The organism is Candidatus Thiothrix phosphatis, assembly GCF_035668035.1.
In the GTDB taxonomy this organism is placed as follows: Bacteria; Pseudomonadota; Gammaproteobacteria; order Thiotrichales; family Thiotrichaceae; genus Thiothrix; species Thiothrix phosphatis.
Window position 1 is genome coordinate 18,677 of sequence record NZ_JAYMYJ010000043.1, and the last position, 17,621, is coordinate 36,297.

Annotated in this window: 18 protein-coding genes and 1 tRNA gene; 5 read left to right on the forward strand and 14 right to left on the reverse strand. The window is 56.4% G+C overall.

Features of this window, described 5'->3' with window-relative positions; all coding sequences use genetic code 11:
* Positions 1-44 precede the first annotated feature (44 nt).
* Positions 45-419, reverse strand: a complete 375-nt coding sequence (locus VSS37_RS05255; protein WP_324693680.1) for a hypothetical protein — start codon at positions 417-419, stop codon at positions 45-47.
* Positions 420-581: 162 nt separating this feature from the next.
* Here VSS37_RS05255 and VSS37_RS05260 point away from each other — a divergent pair, with 162 nt between their 5' ends.
* Positions 582-788 (forward strand): YgaP family membrane protein, encoded by a 207-nt coding sequence (locus VSS37_RS05260; RefSeq protein WP_324693681.1) that lies wholly within the window; start codon positions 582-584, stop codon positions 786-788.
* Between the two features lie 32 nt (positions 789-820).
* Here the strand turns inward: VSS37_RS05260 and VSS37_RS05265 are convergent, their stop codons facing one another.
* Entirely contained in the window at positions 821-2,269 is a 1,449-nt protein-coding gene (locus VSS37_RS05265) for a sensor histidine kinase (protein WP_324693682.1), read from the reverse strand.
* Positions 2,270-2,596: 327 nt separating this feature from the next.
* On the opposite strand from VSS37_RS05265, the gene VSS37_RS05270 reads away from it, so the two are divergent.
* The 3 genes from VSS37_RS05270 (at position 2,597) to VSS37_RS05280 (ending at position 5,888) form a co-directional block, all read left to right on the forward strand.
* The gene (locus VSS37_RS05270; RefSeq protein WP_324693683.1) at positions 2,597-4,771 is read left to right on the forward strand and encodes a malate synthase G; all 2,175 of its coding nucleotides are present in this window, start codon (positions 2,597-2,599) and stop codon (positions 4,769-4,771) included.
* Between the two features lie 194 nt (positions 4,772-4,965).
* Entirely contained in the window at positions 4,966-5,328 is a 363-nt protein-coding gene (locus tag VSS37_RS05275; RefSeq protein WP_324693684.1) for a hypothetical protein, read from the forward strand.
* Between the two features lie 14 nt (positions 5,329-5,342).
* The gene (locus tag VSS37_RS05280; protein ID WP_324693685.1) at positions 5,343-5,888 is read left to right on the forward strand and encodes a DUF924 family protein; all 546 of its coding nucleotides are present in this window, start codon (positions 5,343-5,345) and stop codon (positions 5,886-5,888) included.
* Between the two features lie 12 nt (positions 5,889-5,900).
* On the opposite strand, the gene VSS37_RS05285 is transcribed toward VSS37_RS05280, so the two are convergent.
* From VSS37_RS05285 to VSS37_RS05295, 3 genes are all read right to left on the reverse strand, one after another.
* A complete protein-coding gene (locus VSS37_RS05285) occupies positions 5,901-6,677 on the reverse strand; it encodes an Lcl C-terminal domain-containing protein (protein ID WP_324693686.1) in 777 nt (258 codons plus the stop codon).
* Positions 6,678-6,791: 114 nt separating this feature from the next.
* A complete protein-coding gene (locus VSS37_RS05290) occupies positions 6,792-7,454 on the reverse strand; it encodes a glutathione S-transferase family protein (RefSeq protein WP_324693687.1) in 663 nt (220 codons plus the stop codon).
* Positions 7,455-7,585: 131 nt separating this feature from the next.
* A tRNA-Phe gene (locus VSS37_RS05295) sits at positions 7,586-7,661 on the reverse strand.
* A gap of 162 nt (positions 7,662-7,823) precedes the next feature.
* Between VSS37_RS05295 and VSS37_RS05300 the strand changes: the two genes are divergently transcribed.
* A complete protein-coding gene (locus tag VSS37_RS05300; RefSeq protein WP_324693688.1) occupies positions 7,824-8,957 on the forward strand; it encodes a hypothetical protein in 1,134 nt (377 codons plus the stop codon).
* Here VSS37_RS05300 and ppx read toward each other — a convergent pair.
* The 9 genes from ppx to VSS37_RS05345 form a co-directional block, all read right to left on the reverse strand.
* Complete coding sequence (gene ppx / locus VSS37_RS05305; RefSeq protein ID WP_324693689.1) at positions 8,954-10,456, reverse strand: exopolyphosphatase; 1,503 nt, start codon at positions 10,454-10,456, stop codon at positions 8,954-8,956. The two genes, VSS37_RS05300 and ppx, sit on opposite strands and share 4 nt — an antisense overlap.
* Before the next feature lie 88 nt (positions 10,457-10,544).
* Positions 10,545-10,928, reverse strand: coding sequence for a deaminase RidA (gene ridA / locus VSS37_RS05310; protein ID WP_324693691.1), 384 nt, complete (start codon positions 10,926-10,928; stop codon positions 10,545-10,547).
* Between the two features lie 8 nt (positions 10,929-10,936).
* Positions 10,937-12,598 (reverse strand): RelA/SpoT family protein, encoded by a 1,662-nt coding sequence (locus VSS37_RS05315; RefSeq protein ID WP_324693692.1) that lies wholly within the window; start codon positions 12,596-12,598, stop codon positions 10,937-10,939.
* Between the two features lie 366 nt (positions 12,599-12,964).
* Entirely contained in the window at positions 12,965-13,183 is a 219-nt protein-coding gene (gene rpoZ / locus VSS37_RS05320; protein WP_324693693.1) for a DNA-directed RNA polymerase subunit omega, read from the reverse strand.
* Positions 13,184-13,252: 69 nt separating this feature from the next.
* The gene (locus VSS37_RS05325) at positions 13,253-13,942 is read right to left on the reverse strand and encodes an exonuclease domain-containing protein (RefSeq protein WP_324693694.1); all 690 of its coding nucleotides are present in this window, start codon (positions 13,940-13,942) and stop codon (positions 13,253-13,255) included.
* Positions 13,942-15,813: a putative nucleotidyltransferase substrate binding domain-containing protein gene (locus VSS37_RS05330; protein WP_324693695.1), complete on the reverse strand. Its 1,872-nt coding sequence runs from the start codon at positions 15,811-15,813 to the stop codon at positions 13,942-13,944. The genes VSS37_RS05325 and VSS37_RS05330 overlap by 1 nt, the downstream gene beginning before the upstream one ends.
* Before the next feature lie 13 nt (positions 15,814-15,826).
* Positions 15,827-16,300 carry a hypothetical protein gene (locus tag VSS37_RS05335; protein ID WP_324693696.1) on the reverse strand — a complete coding sequence of 158 codons (474 nt, stop codon included), beginning with the start codon at positions 16,298-16,300 and terminating at the stop codon, positions 15,827-15,829.
* 83 nt (positions 16,301-16,383) lie between these two features.
* Positions 16,384-17,403, reverse strand: coding sequence for a lipopolysaccharide heptosyltransferase II (waaF, locus tag VSS37_RS05340; RefSeq protein WP_324693697.1), 1,020 nt, complete (start codon positions 17,401-17,403; stop codon positions 16,384-16,386).
* Positions 17,404-17,407: 4 nt separating this feature from the next.
* The gene (locus VSS37_RS05345; RefSeq protein WP_324693698.1) at positions 17,408-17,620 is read right to left on the reverse strand and encodes a zinc-finger domain-containing protein; all 213 of its coding nucleotides are present in this window, start codon (positions 17,618-17,620) and stop codon (positions 17,408-17,410) included.
* Position 17,621: the final 1 nt, after the last annotated feature.

Here is a 17,621-nt window from a genome sequence, read left to right on the forward strand (position 1 = left end):
CATTTGCCACACTCAGGCATCAAGCTCAATACTTTGGCTAGGCGTCAGTCCTTGCTGAAAATGCCGTTGCCGGTAATGATCACGCGGTTCACCCAGCGTTCCGACAACTTGCCGACGCAAGCTTCCACCTTTTTGCCGTCCGCCAGTTGCGCCTCCACGCTGTAGCCTTTGCCCGGCTCATGGTTGAGCGTGATGATGCGGGTTTCCCCGGCCCTTAACTGGGTGAGAAGAATTTTCTCCTGGCTGAGGTCATTGCCATGCTCAATTTTCAGCAGAGGGATCGTTTCTTCGCGCAGGTTGGCGACCGTCACAAACAGCGGCCGCCCCGGATATTGGTGTCCGCACCAAAGCTTTGCACCTGTTGCGCCCATCACAACACCCAACGCACCCACTATCCAACGCGATTTGAAAGTCAACATAAGGATTTTGTCTGCACCCCGCCATACCAAAAGGAAGATAATCCTGGATAGGCGGAGCCCCTGCATTGAAAAGGCTCAATTGTGTTTATTAACAGTTCCTAATATACTTGACGGCCATTGATCACCCACCTAACCACCTGAAACGAAAAGAGGGACGACACCATGAGTATTGACCGCGCAGTATTGGTCATCGCAGGCACCATGATTCTTGTTGCACTCCTGCTAGGGGCTTTTGTCTCTGAAGCAGTAGGCTTTTGGCTGATGGTATTCATTGCCGCCAACCTGATCCAGTCCGCTTTCACAGGCTTCTGCCCAGCCGCCATCATCCTGAAAAAGCTTGGCTTCCAACCAGGCCAAGCTTTTAACTGATCAAATTCGACAGGAGGGGCGGCAATCGCCCTTCACTTGACCGGCAGGGTGAACGAAAACGTCGCGCCCTGGCCGGGTTCCGACTTCACCCACAAATGCCCGCCATGCCCTTCAATGATGGAGCGGCACAATGACAAACCGATCCCCATGCCCTTTTGCCCTTTGGTGGTCACAAAAGCATCGAATACGTGCTCTTTGAGGTTCGCGTCCATTCCCGGCCCGGTGTCGGAAATATCCACCTGCACCATGCCATCCGGATTGATGAAACAGCGCACCATGACCTGACGGCGCTGGCTGGTGATTTCCCGCATGGCGTCAATGGCGTTTTGCACAATATTCAGGATGACCTGCTCAATCTGGATGACATCCATATGGATGCCTGGCAAGTTATTTTCCAGCTCCAGCAGCAAAGGGACATTGTGCTTGCTGCCGGACGTGTTGGTCAGCACCAATGCGTCACCGATGATCTGCCCTATATTCGCCAGCGTCTTTTGTGGCTGTTGCTTGCGCACGAACGCCCGCAGGCGGCGAATGATTTCTGACGCCCGCAACGCTTGCTTCTGGATGCCGTCTAACGGCTCCAGCAAACGCTGCGCCTCCTGCCCGGCCTGGATCATGCGCATGCAGGCGTTGGCATAATTGGCAACGGCGGCCAGCGGCTGGTTGAGTTCGTGGGCGATGCCGGAAGCCATTTCCCCCATTGTGTTCAAGCGCACCATGTGGGCAAGGTCGGCCTGATGCTGGCGGGCGTTCTCCTCCGCCTGGAGGCGCAGGTTTTCTTCATGGTCCAGACGGTAAGCAAGGCGGATGACAATGACCACGATAGCCAGCACCATCCCTGCCGCCAACAGCGATTCCACCTGGGTATGGGTCAACCAGGCCGAATGCAGCAATACCGGCAGCCAGCCCAGCGAAGGCGGGAACAACGCCATCAGGAACATCACCCGCCGCACCACCAGCCCCCCTGGGCTGTCATTGGCCATAATGCTGAAGAAACCTTTTTCGACCTTCGCCAAGATAATGCCCCAACTGGTCAGGGCAAACGCTGTCGCCGTATGCAGCGCCATCCCCACATCGCCGGAGAACAGGTAAAACATGTTCTCTTCGTGGGCGTAACCGAAAAACACCACCACCAGCGCCATCACACTGCACAGGGCCGCCCACTGCGCCACGCTCACCAACCTGGGCCGATCAAGCCCCAGAAAAAGCAAGGCTGTACTGGTCAGAATAAAGGCTGCCGCCGTATGCGGCGAAGCTGGCAACGGCGATAGCCCCGCCAACCCCAATATTTCCATGACCCAACCCAGCACGGTGGCCGGGAGAGAAAACATAAACCCTGTCAGCATCATCCCCCCCATCAGGATGCCGCCAACCGCCAACGCCTGCCCGACCATCAGCCGGAGCACCCCAGGCTTCTCAGGCTGCAACAATAACAACGCCATTCCCGTAAAGATAAAGGAAGCGGCGGTAACAGGGCTCATGGGCGGCAAATCCGGCGCCACCCGGTATAAGACGGGCATATTATTGATCCAGCCCAACAGCACCACTACGCCAACCAGCACAACACTGATTGCGACCAAACAAGCAAAGCGATGTAAAAACTGTAATTGCTGCGATCGGCTCATGGCCAAAAGTATATAAGAAGCACAGGCATTACCGATACCGGCAACCGTGTCAACTCAGCGACACAGAACCATATCAAATATTAATCCTCACCATTGAGAATTCCAATTTTTGGCGCTTGTGGCATTTGGGTTATAACCGTTAATGTCGACAATTTTGTTTATTTTATTTGAGGATCGTGACTAATGGGTGACAGAATTCAGGTTGGCGGCTTACAAGTGTCAACACTCCTCCATGACTTCGTCAACAACCAGGCATTGCCTGGCACAGGTTTGACCCCGGAAAACTTCTGGGCAGGACTGGAAGCCATCGTCAATGACCTTGCCCCGCGCAACCGTGAACTGCTGGCCAAACGCGACAGCATCCAGGCAAAGATTGACGCCTGGCATCTGGCCAACAAAGGCAAATTTGACCTCGCCGCCTATAAAGCCTTTCTCCAGGATATTGGCTACCTGCTGCCGGAAGGCGAAACCTTCCAGGTGGCAACCGCCAATGTGGATGCGGAAATCACCACCACCGCAGGGCCGCAACTGGTGGTGCCGGTCATGAATGCGCGTTTCGCCCTCAACGCCGCCAACGCCCGCTGGGGCAGCCTGTATGACGCCCTCTATGGCACGGATGCAATCCCCGCCACCGATGGTGCCGAAACCGGCTCGGCCTACAACCCGGTGCGCGGCAAAAAAGTCATTGAGTTCGCCCGCACCTTCCTCGACGAAGCTGCCCCCCTTAGCCAGCTTTCCCACCACAACGCCAGCGGCTACCGGATTGACAACGGCGCGCTGGTGGTGGACATGATCGGTGGCGGCACCGCCAGCCTACGTGACGACAGCCAGCTTGCCGGTTACCGGGGCGCTGCGGATGCGCCTTCCGCCATCCTGCTGCGCAACAACGGCCTGCATTTTGAAATCCAGATTGACCGCACCGGCATGATCGGCAAGGGCGACCCTGCTGGCGTCAACGACATCCTGATGGAAGCCGCCCTGACCACCATCATGGACTGTGAGGATTCCGTCGCCGCCGTCGACGATGTGGACAAGGTGCTGGTCTACTCCAACTGGCTGGGCCTGATGAAAGGCAACCTGACCGAACAGGTGGCAAAAGGCGGCAAAACTTTCACCCGCGCCATGAACCCTGACCGCCAATACACCGCAGCGGACGGCTCCACCCTGACCCTGCCGGGCCGCAGCCTGCTGTTCGTGCGCAATGTTGGCCACCTAATGACCAACCCGGCGATCCTGGACAAAAACGGCGCTGAAATTCCTGAAGGCATCATGGATGGCTACATGACCTCCATGATCGCCATCCATAATCTCAAGGGCGACGCCAGTGTCGCCAACTCCCGCACCGGCTCGGTCTACATCGTCAAGCCGAAAATGCACGGCCCAGAAGAAGCCGCGTTCACCAACGAGCTGTTTGGCCGCATCGAAGACGCGCTCGGCCTGCTGCGTTACACCCTGAAAGTCGGCATCATGGATGAGGAACGCCGCACCACTGTCAACCTGAAAGAATGCATCCGCGCCGCCAGGGAACGCGTCGTCTTCATCAACACCGGCTTCCTTGACCGCACCGGCGACGAAATGCACACCTCCATGGAAGCGGGCCCGATGATCCGCAAGAACGACATGAAGTCCTCCGCCTGGATCAAGGCTTATGAAGACTGGAACGTGGACATCGGCCTGGAATGCGGCCTGCCGGGCCATGCGCAGATCGGCAAGGGCATGTGGGCCATTCCAGACCAGATGGCGAACATGCTGGCCACCAAGATCGGCCACCCGCTGTCAGGCGCCAACACCGCCTGGGTTCCGTCCCCGACAGCGGCGACCCTGCACGCGCTGCACTACCACAAAGTCAACGTGTTCGCCCGCCAGGAAGAGCTGAAAAGCCGTCCGCGCGCCAACCTCGACGACATCCTGACCATTCCGGTGGCGGCTGACCCGAACTGGGGCGCAACGGAAATCCAGCAGGAGCTGGACAACAATGCGCAAGGCATCCTGGGTTACGTGGTGCGCTGGGTCAACCAGGGCGTCGGCTGCTCCAAAGTGCCGGACATTAGCGACGTCGGCCTGATGGAAGACCGCGCCACCCTGCGCATTTCCAGCCAACACATGGCCAACTGGCTGCACCATGGCATCTGCACCGCCGACCAAGTGATGGAAGCGTTCAAACGCATGGCGGTGAAAGTCGATGCGCAGAACGAAGGCGACCCGACCTACACCAAAATGAGCGGCAACTTCGACAAGAGCGTGGCATTCAAGGCCGCTTGTGACCTCGTGTTCAAGGGGCGTGAGCAACCGAATGGCTACACTGAACCACTGCTGCACAAGTACCGTCAGGAAGCGAAGGTGGCGTTGTTCTTCTAAGGCTGCACCTTACTCCCTCATCCCCAGCCCTTCCCCCGCAAGGGGCGAAGGGCGCAAGAGGCCGCTCACTGAGCGGCTTTTTTGACCCCCACCCTGACGAAACTGACCGAAAACTGCTTTTTCAGGCAAAAAGCACGTTCTTCGATCAATAGTTATGTACTACCATCCAGAGAAATGCCGCCAGAGGAAACACTATGGAAAAATCAGCACAAATGGACGCCATCAATGCCCTACGTGACTGGAGCAGATGGTTGATCGGAATGAACTCCGTACTGGGCGGCGGCTGCTTGACCATATTGCAAACCGGCAATAGCGCGGGCATGTCACGCTTGTTCATGGTTCTGGCCATCATCACCTTTCTGGCCTCGGTGCTGTGCGCGATCCTGCTGGGACGGGCGCTGGCTTCCTTGGTGGAACGCCTGCCAACGGTGGACAGCATTTACCAGTACAAGGATGGCATGGGGCTGTCCATCAAACACCTCGCCCGCTTGCAATTGTTGATATTTCTGCTGGCCTGCCTGTTTATGGGAATATGGCTGGCATTGAAAATCATCTGACAGAAACTGCCAACATGACCACTCCTGGCGAGATCCTCACCTTCTGGCGCGCCGCGCCGATGCCCGAACATTGGTTCAATTCCACCCCGGCCATTGACGATGGCATCCGCGCCCGCTACGAAACCTTATGGCGACAAGCCGCCCAGGGCGAACTGGACGATTGGCAGCAAACGCCAGAAGGCTGTCTGGCACTTTGCATCGTCCTCGACCAGTTTCCGCTGAACATGTTTCGCGGCCACCCACACTGCTTTTCCACCGAACAGCAGGCAGTCGCCATCAGCAAACACGCAGTCACCCAAGGGTTTGACCGGCAACTTCCGCACGATCTGCTGACGTTCCTCTACATGCCGCTGATGCACAGCGAGAACCTGGCGGATCAGGATGAATCTGTGCGCCTATTTGAGGCGACAGGGCTTGCGGGCAACGCCCGCTTCGCCCACCACCACCGTGAAATCGTGCGCCGCTTTGGCCGCTTCCCGCACCGCAATGCCATTCTCGGGCGGGAAAGCACACCGGAAGAACTGGCCTACCTCCATTCCAAGGAAGCCTTTACCGGCTGAAGCCAACGGAACCTATGGGCGCACTAGGCGGATATAGTTGTAACTGTTGCTATGCCCTTGCGCCCGGTTGCCGTCCTTGAGGGAAAAGCTCACCGCCTGCCAGTAGCCGGACGCTGCCGGGTCAGAAGTCCAGTAACCGCGCACTGGATTGCCCAGTTGCTCCGGATCCCAAGAGGTGCTGCCCAGAGCCGAATAAATATAAGGGGCTGAAGTGCGGCTGGTGTCAACCAAACCCAGCAGTTCGCTTACCTTGGGAAGGCGCCAATCCTTGAAGCCGCACAAACCCGCTGCATTCACCGCCCGGACGTAGGAACCCGTATCGCAGCGGACCAGATTGGTGCCGGATTTCTGGCACGGATAAGACCCCAGAATACTGGCGGTGGAGGCATCGCCAGCGGGCAGGCCCTGGTAGCCATTCTGACCGTCATACCAGTTATAACCGTAGTCCTTGTCGCGGAAATCCGGCTGCGCGCCTGCGCCTTCATCGCTTTTGACTTCCCAATACAGCTTGGTCGTCTGGTCTTGCACACAGGCCAACCGTTCTGGCGGCGTGATCGTGGTGTCGCCGGAATCATCCATGCCAACAAAGGTCTTGGCGGCGCTGGTCGTGACATTGGTGTTGTTCACCACGGTGTTCTTGCTGGTGTCCCCACCGCCGCCGCAACCTGCCAACAAAACCGCCGTAGAAATGGCTGCGACCACCAGTCCCTGCCCGAGAAAACCTGAAGAAGAAGCGCTTGAAAATACGGCACCAGACATGGGTGCTGCCCGAACATAACCCTTTTTCATACGTGTTACCCTATAATGTTTAATAAAGGTCAACACGTATATAGCATATGCTGCCGCATCCATCAGGCTAACCTATCATCACCTCAACCCTCCGCAGCCTGATGACAAATAGACTTAACGTTCAAGCAGATAGCCTTCCTTCATTTTTAGGAAATTCAAAAATACAGTTTCAAAATCCTCCACTACCGAAGCCTTGACCGACTCCAGCGCCAGTAACGCATCGCTCCAGGCCTGCATGCGCCCGCTCAGTTGCAGGTCAACGCCGAAATGCTTTTTCACCAATGCCAGACGCATGAACAAGGGTGCATATACACAATCCACCAGCCGGAAAACCGCGCCGGAAAAATAGGGCCCGTCTGCCGCCAGTTCGCCATCCAACCGCTGCAAACCGAGCCGCAGTGAATCATAGGCTTCGTCGAAAGCGGTTTTTTCCTTCGCCGTCAGCATGTGGAATTGGCGCACGATCAGTTCGGAACAGAATTCAATCCAGGCCCGATGCTGGGCTTTTTGCAACGGATCGGCAGGGTGCAGGGAAGGAGGGTAAACTTCGTCCAAATATTCGAGAATAACGGCGGACTCAAACAGCGGTTTGCCATCCACCAGCAAAACCGGCACTTTGCCTAATGGGGAAATGGCGGTGAACCAGTCAGGCGGCTCCTGCAAATTGATATGGGTCAAGGTGTAACCTACACCTTTTTCATTCAGGGCAATGACGGAACGCTGTACAAAAGGGCACACTTTGAAACTGACCAGTTCCAGCTTGGCAGGTTGGGACATGATGGAAACTCCTTCGTCAACGGCAAAGGAACCACTATACACCAAGGCACAATGAAAAGGACGGGGAGGGGCTGGTCTGCAAAAGGAAGCCCACTGATGGGTGGGCTAAAGGGGGTAACCATGAAATTCGGTGGTGGCCGGGGACGGAATCGAACCGCCGACACGGGGATTTTCAATCCCCTGCTCTACCAACTGAGCTACCCGGCCACTGAGGGCGCTATTACAGCGTTTTGACCGAATGTTGTCAAGAACTAATGTGCCAGGGATGTGAACTGGCAATTCACAGCGCCCCTAACTGCACAGACCAGCAAAAACCACTACAATCCAGCCTAATTGATACAACCCAACAGGAAAAGCGGCCCTTTACAAATGGACTCCCACGGCCTGACCTTATTCATTCTCACCCTGGCGACGCTCACCGGCATTTTCCTGTTTGCCCGTTGGCTGGGGCGCTTCCTGAACCGCTTTGAACTGCCGCCGGACACCCGCCTGCTGGTCTTGATTTCCTTCGTCGGTGTTGTCCTGGTCGCCAGCCTGAATTTCCTATGGCAACAAAGCGCCAGCCTTGCCCCTGAGCCACCGGCCAAAACCGATCAAAACGGCCAAGCGCAAAAGCCCCAGACAGAAACCGACCTTGACGCCTACGAGAGCGCCGCTTACCCCGACCTGTACGGTTTGCGCCAGGAAATGCTCAAACAATTGGAAGAACTGCACACGTTCTTCGTCAATGTCAGGGCATGGGCAGAAGAAATGCCCGTCCAGCGACCTTTTCTGCAAAAAATCATCGATATCCGCTGGGAACGCAATCAGGCGCTGATCAAATCCTACCAGGCAATCGACCGCAGCCGCCGGGAATTCTGGCTGCATTACCATACGGGCGAAGACCACTACGTCCGGCAAATGTTTGGCGAAGAAGCCGTGCGCCTGCAAAAGCGCATCCAAGACGCCCTGGGCGACAGCCACAAATTCCAGCTTGAGGAAGCCGACGCCATCAGCAACCAAGCGCACAGCTGTGTGGATTTGTTGAACGCCGCCAAGCTTCCCAAACCGCCCAAAGGCCGCGCCAATGCCTTCCTGCCTTATAGTGGGCAAAACCGTCAGCGGGTCATGGACATGCTGGCCCGCAAACAGGAAAACAGCATCCTGGCCAACTTGGGGCAGTTGCAGACTAGCGAAGCCCAGATTCGGGACAAACTTGCTTACATGCTGGAATACCGGAAAATCAACACCGACCTGTTGAGCGAGGTCAATGAACTGGTCCAGACCTGGAATGGGGCGCTGGTGTATAACCAATACGCCCAATACCGCATCCTGTTCAGCGTGGAAACACTGGAAATCCTTGAACGGCTGGGCATCCCCGCAAACAACCGCAACTATTCCTGGCTACTCAACCAGCTACGCGAACTTGCGCCGAAAGTGGTGAAAGAAGCTGACGAAGAACGCAAGACGGCAGCCTACAGCTACAACCCTGACATCGACCACCAATATCGGCGGCAGCGTTAAAACGCCAGCTCAAACTTTACGCCCTTCAGAAAAGCCTGCTCACGCTCCAGATCCGCCAACAACAAGGGACGCTTGTTTTTCAGCCCGCTGTCCTGAAACTGCAATTCAATACGGTTTTTGCTCAACTTCATGCGTTCGATCCGTGGGGCGGCGTCCTTATGGGAGCGGTGCAGCAACACAGCCAGACGCAGCAGCACGCTCAGGTAAAGCGCATTCTGGTAATGTTCCGAATTCAGCAACTCAAACAATTTGGGCGAAATTTTCTGCCGGTGGGTGCGCACCAACACACTCAGCCACCGCTGCTCCTCCGTGGAAAACCCCGGCAAATCGGCGTTCGCCAACAGATAGCCGCCATGCTTGTGATAGCTGCTATGGGAAATGGCCAGCCCCACTTCATGCAGATCCGCCGCCCAACTCAGCAACTGATCCAGATGGCAGGGCAACTTCCAGTCGTCCCGGCAACGGTTAAACAACTTGTGCGCAGTATCCCGCACCGCTTCGGCATACTTCTGGTTGACCTGGAAACGCTGCTGCAAGGCGCGCACGGTCTTGTCGCGAATATCCTCGTGCTGATAACGCTCCAGCCGGTCATAAATCAGCCCTTCCCGCAATGCGCCGTCAGAGACGTACATCCGGTCGATTTTCAACGCCTCAAACGTGGCGATCAGAATCGCCACGCCACCCGCGAACACCGGCTTGCGCTCATCGCTCAACCCCGCCAGCTTGAGCTTGTCGACATGCCCGGCGTCAATCATCATCTCCCGCAAACGGTACATGTGCTCCAGGGTAATGCCGTAAGGGGCCAGCCCGGTTTGCTGGATGACCCTTTTCACTGCACGGATGGAGCCGGACGCACCGGTGGCCGATTCCCAGCCAATATCCCGGTACGACGCCTTGATCGGCCTTAACTCCAGATGCGCGGCGGTAATCGCCTTCTCCCAGCAGGACTTGCCCAACTTACCGTCTGGAAAAAAGGCGCGGCTGCTGCTGACGCAACCCATACGCAAGCTTTCCAGATGCAGGGGTTCAAAACCTTGCCCAATGATCAGCTCGGTGCTGCCGCCGCCGATGTCCATGACAAAGCGCTTGCCTTGCTGGTCTGTGGCCAGCGAATGTGCCACCCCAAGATAGATCAGGCGCGCTTCTTCACGGCCGCTGATGACGGAAATGGGGTGCCCCAAGGCAGCTTCCGCCTGATGGAGGAATTCACGCGCATTTTTGCTCTGGCGCAGGGTATTCGTGCCCACCGCAGCAACATTTTCGGATGGAAAAGCCCGGATACGCTCACCAAACCGGCGCAGGCAATCAATCGCCCGTTGTTGCGCCTCCTTATTGAGATGCCCCTTGGCGTCCAACCCACCGCCCAAACGCACCGCCTCATGCAGGCGATCAAGCACATTGACCTGCTCGAAGGCGTCGATTTGCACAACAATCATATGGAAACTATTGGAGCCGAGGTCGATCGCCGCCAGCTTGTACGGTGCTTGCCCGTCAGTCATATTTACCCCCTGTATACCGTAGGCGCAGACCCACACTCTTGCGTATGGGGCAAGCTCCTACAGGGTTTGTGGCATGTTGTTGGTAGCTTTACCCAAGCACCATGATGGCGTCGACTTCCACCTCAGCCCCGCGCGGGAGCGAGGCCACCCCAATGGCAGCGCGCGCAGGATACGGCTGTGCAAAGAACTCCGCCATCACCTGATTAACGGTGGAAAAATTCGCCAAATCCGTCAGGAAGACATGCACTTTCACACAATCATCCAACGAACCGCCCGCCGCGTTGGCGACTGCGGCCAGATTGCGGAACACTTGGCGCACTTGTTCAGCAATATCGCCCTCCACCATCTGCATGGTGGCCGGAACCAGGGGAATTTGACCAGAAAGGTAGACCGTATTATCCGCCCGCACGGCTTGCGAATACGCGCCAATCGCCTGAGGGGCATCAGGCGTGGAAATGATCGTCTTGTTCATTGGGGTCCTTATTTCGTCAATTTGCTTGCATTCAACACATTGGGGATACGTTTTAACTGACGAATGACTTCTTGTAAATGCCCCTGATCATCCACTTGCAAAGTAAAGGTATCCAGCTTGATACGCCCTTCCCCGCTGATTTTCAGGTCAACAATATTCACATCCAACCCATCAAGGCATTTGGTGATTTGACGCAACATGCCTTTGATGTCCCTGACCTCGACCACAACACCCACAGACATCTTCTGGCCATCAACATTGTCGCCGCGCTCCGGCATCGCGTCATGCTGCCGCAACCAAGTGCGGATGCTGGCATAGGCCCGGCTGGTCTTGACGAAATTCAGCCACGACAACTGTGGTTTGTGCGCCTTGTTGGTCAGGATTTCAATGGTCGCCATGGTGTTGGGCACCCGGCTGCGCAGCGGCAGCTCGCGCCCATCAACCTTCGCCCCAGTGCAATGGTGCCCGACTTCCGTATGCACCGCATAGGCGAAATCCAGCAGCGTCGCGCCGCGCGGCAGCTCCTTGACATCCCCTTCAGGGGTATAGGCGTAGATTTCGGTCTGGAACATGTCCGCCTGCATATCGGCGTAAAATTCATCCGGGTTTTGTGCTTGGCTGTCAAACGCCTCGACCTGTTCCAGCCATTGGTCGAAAACAGCCTGTGTGTACGCACGGGTTTCCGGCTGGCTCCACTGCGCCGCCAAGCCGTATTGCGCAATCTGGAACATTTCGCGGGTCTGGATCTGAAAACGCACCAGTTGACCGCTCGGTGCCGTCACGGTTGTCTGCAATGCCCGAAAACCATAAGCGCGGGGAGCAGCAATGAAATCCTTGACCATGCCCATACGCGGCTTGAAGACGCCATGGATAATGCCTAAAGCCTGATAACACTCTGACAATTCACCCACCTGCACGCTGATTTCCAGCAAATCGCACTGCTGGCTGAAGTCCACTTTCTTGCGGCGGCTCTGCTCATAAACACGGAACAGATTTTTTGGCCAGATCATGACATTGCTACAGGGAATTTCCATCCGTAGCGCATCTGAAATGCTGTTGTACACCTGCAAGTGCTTGCCTTCGTTTTCCTCCAGATATTTTTCCAGCGCCATCTTCATGATGCGGCTGCGCCACGGGTACAGGTTCTGGAAACATAGCCATTGCAGATCCCTGCGGATTTTGTTCATCCCCAAGCGCCTGGCCAAAGCCACATAAGTGGTGGAAGTTTCCAGCGCAATCCGGCGACGTTTGTCGGGAGGGACATTTCCCAACGTTTGCATATTGTGCAGACGGTCGGCAAGCTTGACGATGACCACCCGAAAATCCTTGGTCATGGCCTGCATCATCTTCTGATAGCTGGCAATCGCCACCGCCTGTTTGGTCGGAAGATTGTCATCGCGCTTCAGCTTGGTGACGCCATCCACCATCTGGCCCACTGCCGACCCAAAGCGCTTGCTAATTTCCTCTACCGTATGCTCGGTATCCTCCGGCACATCATGCAGCAGGGCAGCGCAAATCGTGTCAGCATCCAGATGCAACAAGGCCAAGAAACGGGCAACTTCCAGCGGATGTGTGATATACGGCGTCTTGTCGGCACGAAGTTGACCATCATGCGCTTCCGCCGCCAACAAGAAAGCATCGTAAACCTTGCGGCTGTCTTCTGCTAACATATAGCGCTCCACCAAACGCATTAGATCATTGGAGCGAAAAATAGGGTGCGTGATCTTAGGAGTCAACATAGGGGACAGGGCTGGGGGTAGTTGGAAAAGGGAGGAATCCAAAGGATCCGGCGAAGTTGCAGAATCAGGGGCAACCCCTGGCACCGGCTCTTCCTGACGGGCATCGCCCACACATCCATCAACATACAGGTGTTCTGGCCACAAAGAACCTTGCCCGCGATCATTCGGAGGTGGCTCTAGGTAAAAACTGTCTTCTGACATATTAACCTCCTTCCGAGCGAACCAAAATCAGCGCCCCATCAAGCAACCTGCAGCATAAAAACGCCCGCTGAAATTCGGCGGGCGTTTTTATCGGTGTCAATCATCCATAAAACCGGTGGAAATCACTACGGGCTTCTGGCTCAACAAGCCTTCGGCAATTTCGCGCAGCGCAATCACTGTCGGCTTGTCGCCCTCTTCATCCACCAGCGGCTGGGCACCGTGGGAGATGTCGCGGGCGCGTTTCGCAGCCTTCAGAACCAGTTCAAAATTGTTATCCACATGCTGCAAGCAATCTTCTACTGTAATACGCGCCATCGTTGTTCCGCTCTGAAAATCAATTGACTAACATTAAGCCCGATTATAGTTGAGGTCAACCCTCAAGCTTTAACCTAGCAAATCAGTCAGTCTAATCCCTTTTGACTCCTTTTGTATATAAGTCATTTCAGCAAGGAACAATTCAGCGGTGGCAATGGCGTCCTGCAAGGCGTTATGCGCCCCATAACGCGGCAGGTTATAGGCTTGGCGCAGATTGCCCAAGCGGAACTGGCGGGGAATGATGACCTGCTGAAGCTGTTCACGCTTGCGCTTTTCAATCTCCAGCGTATCCAATATCTGCAACGGCATTTTGCACCCGTACACACGCTCCATGGCGGCTTGCAGGAAGGTGCGCTCAATATGCTCGAAATGCGCGATCAGCACCTTGCCGGTCATGCGCTCCACCAGCTCATGCAGGGCGTCATGCAAATGGATGCCTTGGCTCATGCGGTCATCGGTGATCTTGTGCACGACCACCGTTTCCGGCGGCAACGTGATATTGAGCTTGATAATGCGGTGGACACAGCTCCCCATTTGCACCCGACCCTGGCGGATTTCCGTATACCCCATGCTGAGGATGGCATCTTTACGCGCATCCAGCCCAGTGGTCTCAAAGTCCAGCACCAGATACTCCAAATCCTCTACCGGCGTCTTTTTGTCCGCAAACGGGGTTTCCAGATAACGGCGGGCGACAGGGTGCCCCACTTTCGGCAGCAGGCGCTGTTTCTGCGCTTCAAGGGAAAACCAACCCCACAGCATCAGCGGAACCGATCCGCCTGATAGCGGCTGGCCATGCTGTCCTGCATGGTGGAAACCACTTCAAAGGCGTCTTTCAGGTGACGGCGCTCCAGCGCGGAAAGCTCTTCCGGCGGCACGTAGTTGTTGGGCTTCTGGCCTTTCTCAATCTGCTTGGCCTGATGTTGCAAACGCACCATGCTGATGAACTCAAAGGCGTCCCGCAAATCGTTTACCGTGCCTTCAGTCAGCACACCCGCATCCGCAATCGCGTCCAGCCGTTCCCAGGTATTGATAGGCTCAATCCCGCCCGCCAATGCATACAGACGCGCCATATCAATAACCGGCACCACACCGCGTTTCTTCATGTCCATGCCTTTCTCGGCACCCTCATCCTTGTTGTCCTTGTCCAACACAAAGCCACGGAAGAATCCCAATGGCGGTTTATGGCTCAGGGCATTGCCCGCCATGAACGCCTGGAACAGCGTCTGCACCTTGGTTTTGGCCAGCACATCTTCCTGCAAGCTTTTCAACAAACTTTTATCGCCATGCAGGCAACGCAAGTCAAAGAAAATGCTGGAATACATCAAGGCTTTCGGCTGCGGATTTTCAATCCAGTTGGTGAAATAGCCATGCCAAACCGACCAGGGTTGCCGCCATTCATCGTTGGTGGCCATGACATTGCCAGGGCAGTACACGTAACCGCAGGCGTTCAACCCATCACTCACGTACTTCGCCACATTACGGAAATAGTCGCCATGTGCGGCCTCGTTATAGTCATCCGACAGGATCATGCCGTTGTCCTGGTCAGAATGCGCCGTCTGCTCACGCCGGGCCATGGAACCCGCCACAATGAACGCGTAAGGGATAGGCGGCGCGCCGAATTTTTCCTCCGCCAGCACCAGCAAACGCCGTGCGATGGCCTGGCCAATGGACGTAATCGTCTGCCCTATATCGTTGGCGGGCAAGCTTTGGTTCACCAGGCTCACCAGCACCTTCGGCAGGGTCAGGCTCAGTTCGGCCAGACGGCCGACATCCTTGGCGGCGAACACATCGCCCACCAAATAAATGGCGTTATGGCTCTGGCTGCGCAGCAAGTCTGTCGCGGACACCACCCCGACCACGTCGTTATTTTCCACCACCGGCAAATGGCGGATATTCCGCCGCGCCATCAGCAACAGGGCTTCGGATGCCTGATCACGCGGTGCCAGCGTCAACGGGTTGGGTGTCATAATTTCCGCCACCGGCAAATCCACATTGCGGCCTTCCGCCACCACCCGTTTGCGGAAGTCCACATCCGTGACAATCCCACACAAGCCGCCGTCATCTTCGGTCACCATCGCCGTCTGGGCATTGAACTCATTCATCTGGCAAGCAACCTGACGGATGCTGTCATGCCTACCCACCAACATGGGCAGTTTCATCAGGTCGCGCACATGCATCGCCACCAGTGCAAAACCGTCACTGCCACGAATTTCCTGAATGGCGCTGCGCAGCCGCTCCGGCTTGCCATCTGTGAAATATTTACTCACTTTTTCGAAGCGCCCCACCACCTTCAGGAATAAGGCGGCAGGAATCGAGTAGAACAGCGTGTCTTCAATCGCCTTGACGGCCATGCTGACCGGCCCGCCGCGAATCACCGAGCGGTAGCCAACCCAGTCGCCTTCGGAAAAACGCCCATATAGCTGGCCATTTTCCAATAGCACTTCCACCGCCCCGCTACGGATCAGCAGCACCCGGTCATTACGCTCGCCAATTTTCAACACTTCACTGTCACGGCGGGCATATTCAATCTCCAGCCCCATGGTGACTTCATTCAGGCAATCCTGAGACAACTCCGTCAGTGGCGGGCAGGTGGCCAGATAATCACGAATTTCTAGCTGTTCAACTTCCATTATTTTTAAACCTTCAAAACTGGGCCGGAATCTCGGCGTAGGAAATCCGTCCGGTCTGCGCCAGCGCCATACGCACAGCTGACGGTTGCGGCTGCAACAGTTTGTCGGGGAATTCCCCAACCCACACATCCTCACCCGGCGGACGGTCAATCATGACATGCTGCTCCTCCTCCCCGTGAACCAGCGCGAACTGCACACCCCTGATCGGCTGGTTGACCCGGACTTCAATCCGCACCAAGCCAGGCGCACTCGCCTCTCCACGCATCATGGAAACTTTCATGCCGTTATAGCTGAGGTTACACTGATTGGTCGCCAGCAGGCATTGGCCATCGACAGCCAATTGCCGCGTCGCAACGTGCATTTCCTGTTGGGGCTTATCCTTGTTCAACCATAAGTCCATCAGACCGTAACCGCCAATCAGCATGACTGGGGCAACCATGATCGCAATACGGCTATGCAGGCTCAGGCCAAGGAACCAATTCCACATAAAAAAACGCTCTCTCTCCGAATTTTCCTCTGCCCGACAGCATACACGATCCAGCGGGAAAATCAGCCCCTTGAACTGCAGGTTTACGCGCCAGTAAAGCGGGCGAGCACCTGATCAGGCGTGATCTTTCTCAGGCAGTCCAAATGCCCCAACGGACACTCCCGCTTGAAACAAGGGCTGCACGCCAAACCAAGGTGCAGAATCTGGGCACCGGCGCTTAAAGGAGGGGTATAGCTTGGGTCGGAAGACCCATACAGCGCAATAACGGGCGCGCCCACGGCGGCGGCCACATGCATCAAACCTGAGTCGTTGCTGACAACCCGGTCGGCCAGCGCCAGCAGGGACATCACTTCCTGCAAGCTGGTCTTGCCCGCCAAATCGAGACAGGCCGGGGAATTGACCGCGCTGGCGATCTGCGCCGTCACAGGCACGTCCTTGCCGGAGCCCAGCAGAATGACCTGGCCGCCTTGTGCAATATGGTGCCGGGCGACTTCCGCAAAGTACTCGGCTGGCCAGCGCTTGGCACCGCCATATTCAGCACCAGGGCATAGCGCCAATAGCTGCCCAGTTTCACCGCCCAGAAATTTCTTTCCAGCCGCCGCCCGCTGCCCATCCGTCACGGTCAGATGCGGTGACGGCACCGCTGGCGGCAATGGCGCGTCAGCAGGCAAACCCAGCGCCACGAACCGCTGCACCGTCATGGTCAGCACCGATTTGCCCAAGGGACGGACGTCATTCAGCAAACCGTAGCGCATTTCCCCCCGGTAGCCGGTGCGCAGCGGGATCTGCGCCCAGAACGGGATCAGTGAGGATTTCAGGGAAGACGGCAGGACAATCGCCCAGTCATAGGCACCCGCACGCAGGGATTTGCCCAACTGGTAGCGCTTGCCCATCCCCAGTTCACCATGCGCCAACGACATTTCCAACGCGGCATGCACTTCCGGCATGGCAGCCAGAACCGGCTTGCTCCAGGCCGGAGCAAGCACGTCAATTTGCAAAAGGGGAAAACGCGCCTTCAGCGCCATGAACAGGCTTTGCGCCATCACCATATCGCCAACCCAGGAAGGGCCGACGATCAGGCAACGTTGGGGGGCAAACGCCATCCCGTCAATCAATCAGACGGTACAGCGTCCCACAATAAGGGCAGCGGGCGGTTTTATCCGGGCTGCTGTCGATCGCCAGGAAAACACGGGGATGGGCGCACCATAGCGCCGTTTCATCGGTGGGGCAGTGCAGGGGCAAGTCCTGCTGTTTCACGACGGTTTCGCGGCTTTCGCCCAGACGTTTGTAATCAGCAATGCTCGGAGCCGGTGCAGACATG

What these genes read in the sequence shown, in the direction of transcription:
- VSS37_RS05255 (WP_324693680.1), bottom strand. Translation starts at nt 419, where the DNA reads ATGTTGACTTTCAAATCGCGTTGGATAGTGGGTGCGTTGGGTGTTGTG.
- VSS37_RS05260 (WP_324693681.1), top strand. Translation starts at nt 582, where the DNA reads ATGAGTATTGACCGCGCAGTATTGGTCATCGCAGGCACCATGATTCTT.
- VSS37_RS05265 (WP_324693682.1), bottom strand. Translation starts at nt 2,269, where the DNA reads ATGAGCCCTGTTACCGCCGCTTCCTTTATCTTTACGGGAATGGCGTTG.
- VSS37_RS05270 (WP_324693683.1), top strand. Translation starts at nt 2,597, where the DNA reads ATGGGTGACAGAATTCAGGTTGGCGGCTTACAAGTGTCAACACTCCTC.
- VSS37_RS05275 (WP_324693684.1), top strand. Translation starts at nt 4,966, where the DNA reads ATGGAAAAATCAGCACAAATGGACGCCATCAATGCCCTACGTGACTGG.
- VSS37_RS05280 (WP_324693685.1), top strand. Translation starts at nt 5,343, where the DNA reads ATGACCACTCCTGGCGAGATCCTCACCTTCTGGCGCGCCGCGCCGATG.
- VSS37_RS05285 (WP_324693686.1), bottom strand. Translation starts at nt 6,677, where the DNA reads ATGAAAAAGGGTTATGTTCGGGCAGCACCCATGTCTGGTGCCGTATTT.
- VSS37_RS05290 (WP_324693687.1), bottom strand. Translation starts at nt 7,454, where the DNA reads ATGTCCCAACCTGCCAAGCTGGAACTGGTCAGTTTCAAAGTGTGCCCT.
- VSS37_RS05300 (WP_324693688.1), top strand. Translation starts at nt 7,824, where the DNA reads ATGGACTCCCACGGCCTGACCTTATTCATTCTCACCCTGGCGACGCTC.
- ppx (WP_324693689.1), bottom strand. Translation starts at nt 10,456, where the DNA reads ATGACTGACGGGCAAGCACCGTACAAGCTGGCGGCGATCGACCTCGGC.
- ridA (WP_324693691.1), bottom strand. Translation starts at nt 10,928, where the DNA reads ATGAACAAGACGATCATTTCCACGCCTGATGCCCCTCAGGCGATTGGC.
- VSS37_RS05315 (WP_324693692.1), bottom strand. Translation starts at nt 12,598, where the DNA reads ATGTTAGCAGAAGACAGCCGCAAGGTTTACGATGCTTTCTTGTTGGCG.
- rpoZ (WP_324693693.1), bottom strand. Translation starts at nt 13,183, where the DNA reads ATGGCGCGTATTACAGTAGAAGATTGCTTGCAGCATGTGGATAACAAT.
- VSS37_RS05325 (WP_324693694.1), bottom strand. Translation starts at nt 13,942, where the DNA reads ATGCTGTGGGGTTGGTTTTCCCTTGAAGCGCAGAAACAGCGCCTGCTG.
- VSS37_RS05330 (WP_324693695.1), bottom strand. Translation starts at nt 15,813, where the DNA reads ATGGAAGTTGAACAGCTAGAAATTCGTGATTATCTGGCCACCTGCCCG.
- VSS37_RS05335 (WP_324693696.1), bottom strand. Translation starts at nt 16,300, where the DNA reads ATGTGGAATTGGTTCCTTGGCCTGAGCCTGCATAGCCGTATTGCGATC.
- waaF (WP_324693697.1), bottom strand. Translation starts at nt 17,403, where the DNA reads ATGGCGTTTGCCCCCCAACGTTGCCTGATCGTCGGCCCTTCCTGGGTT.
- VSS37_RS05345 (WP_324693698.1), bottom strand. Translation starts at nt 17,620, where the DNA reads ATGTCTGCACCGGCTCCGAGCATTGCTGATTACAAACGTCTGGGCGAA.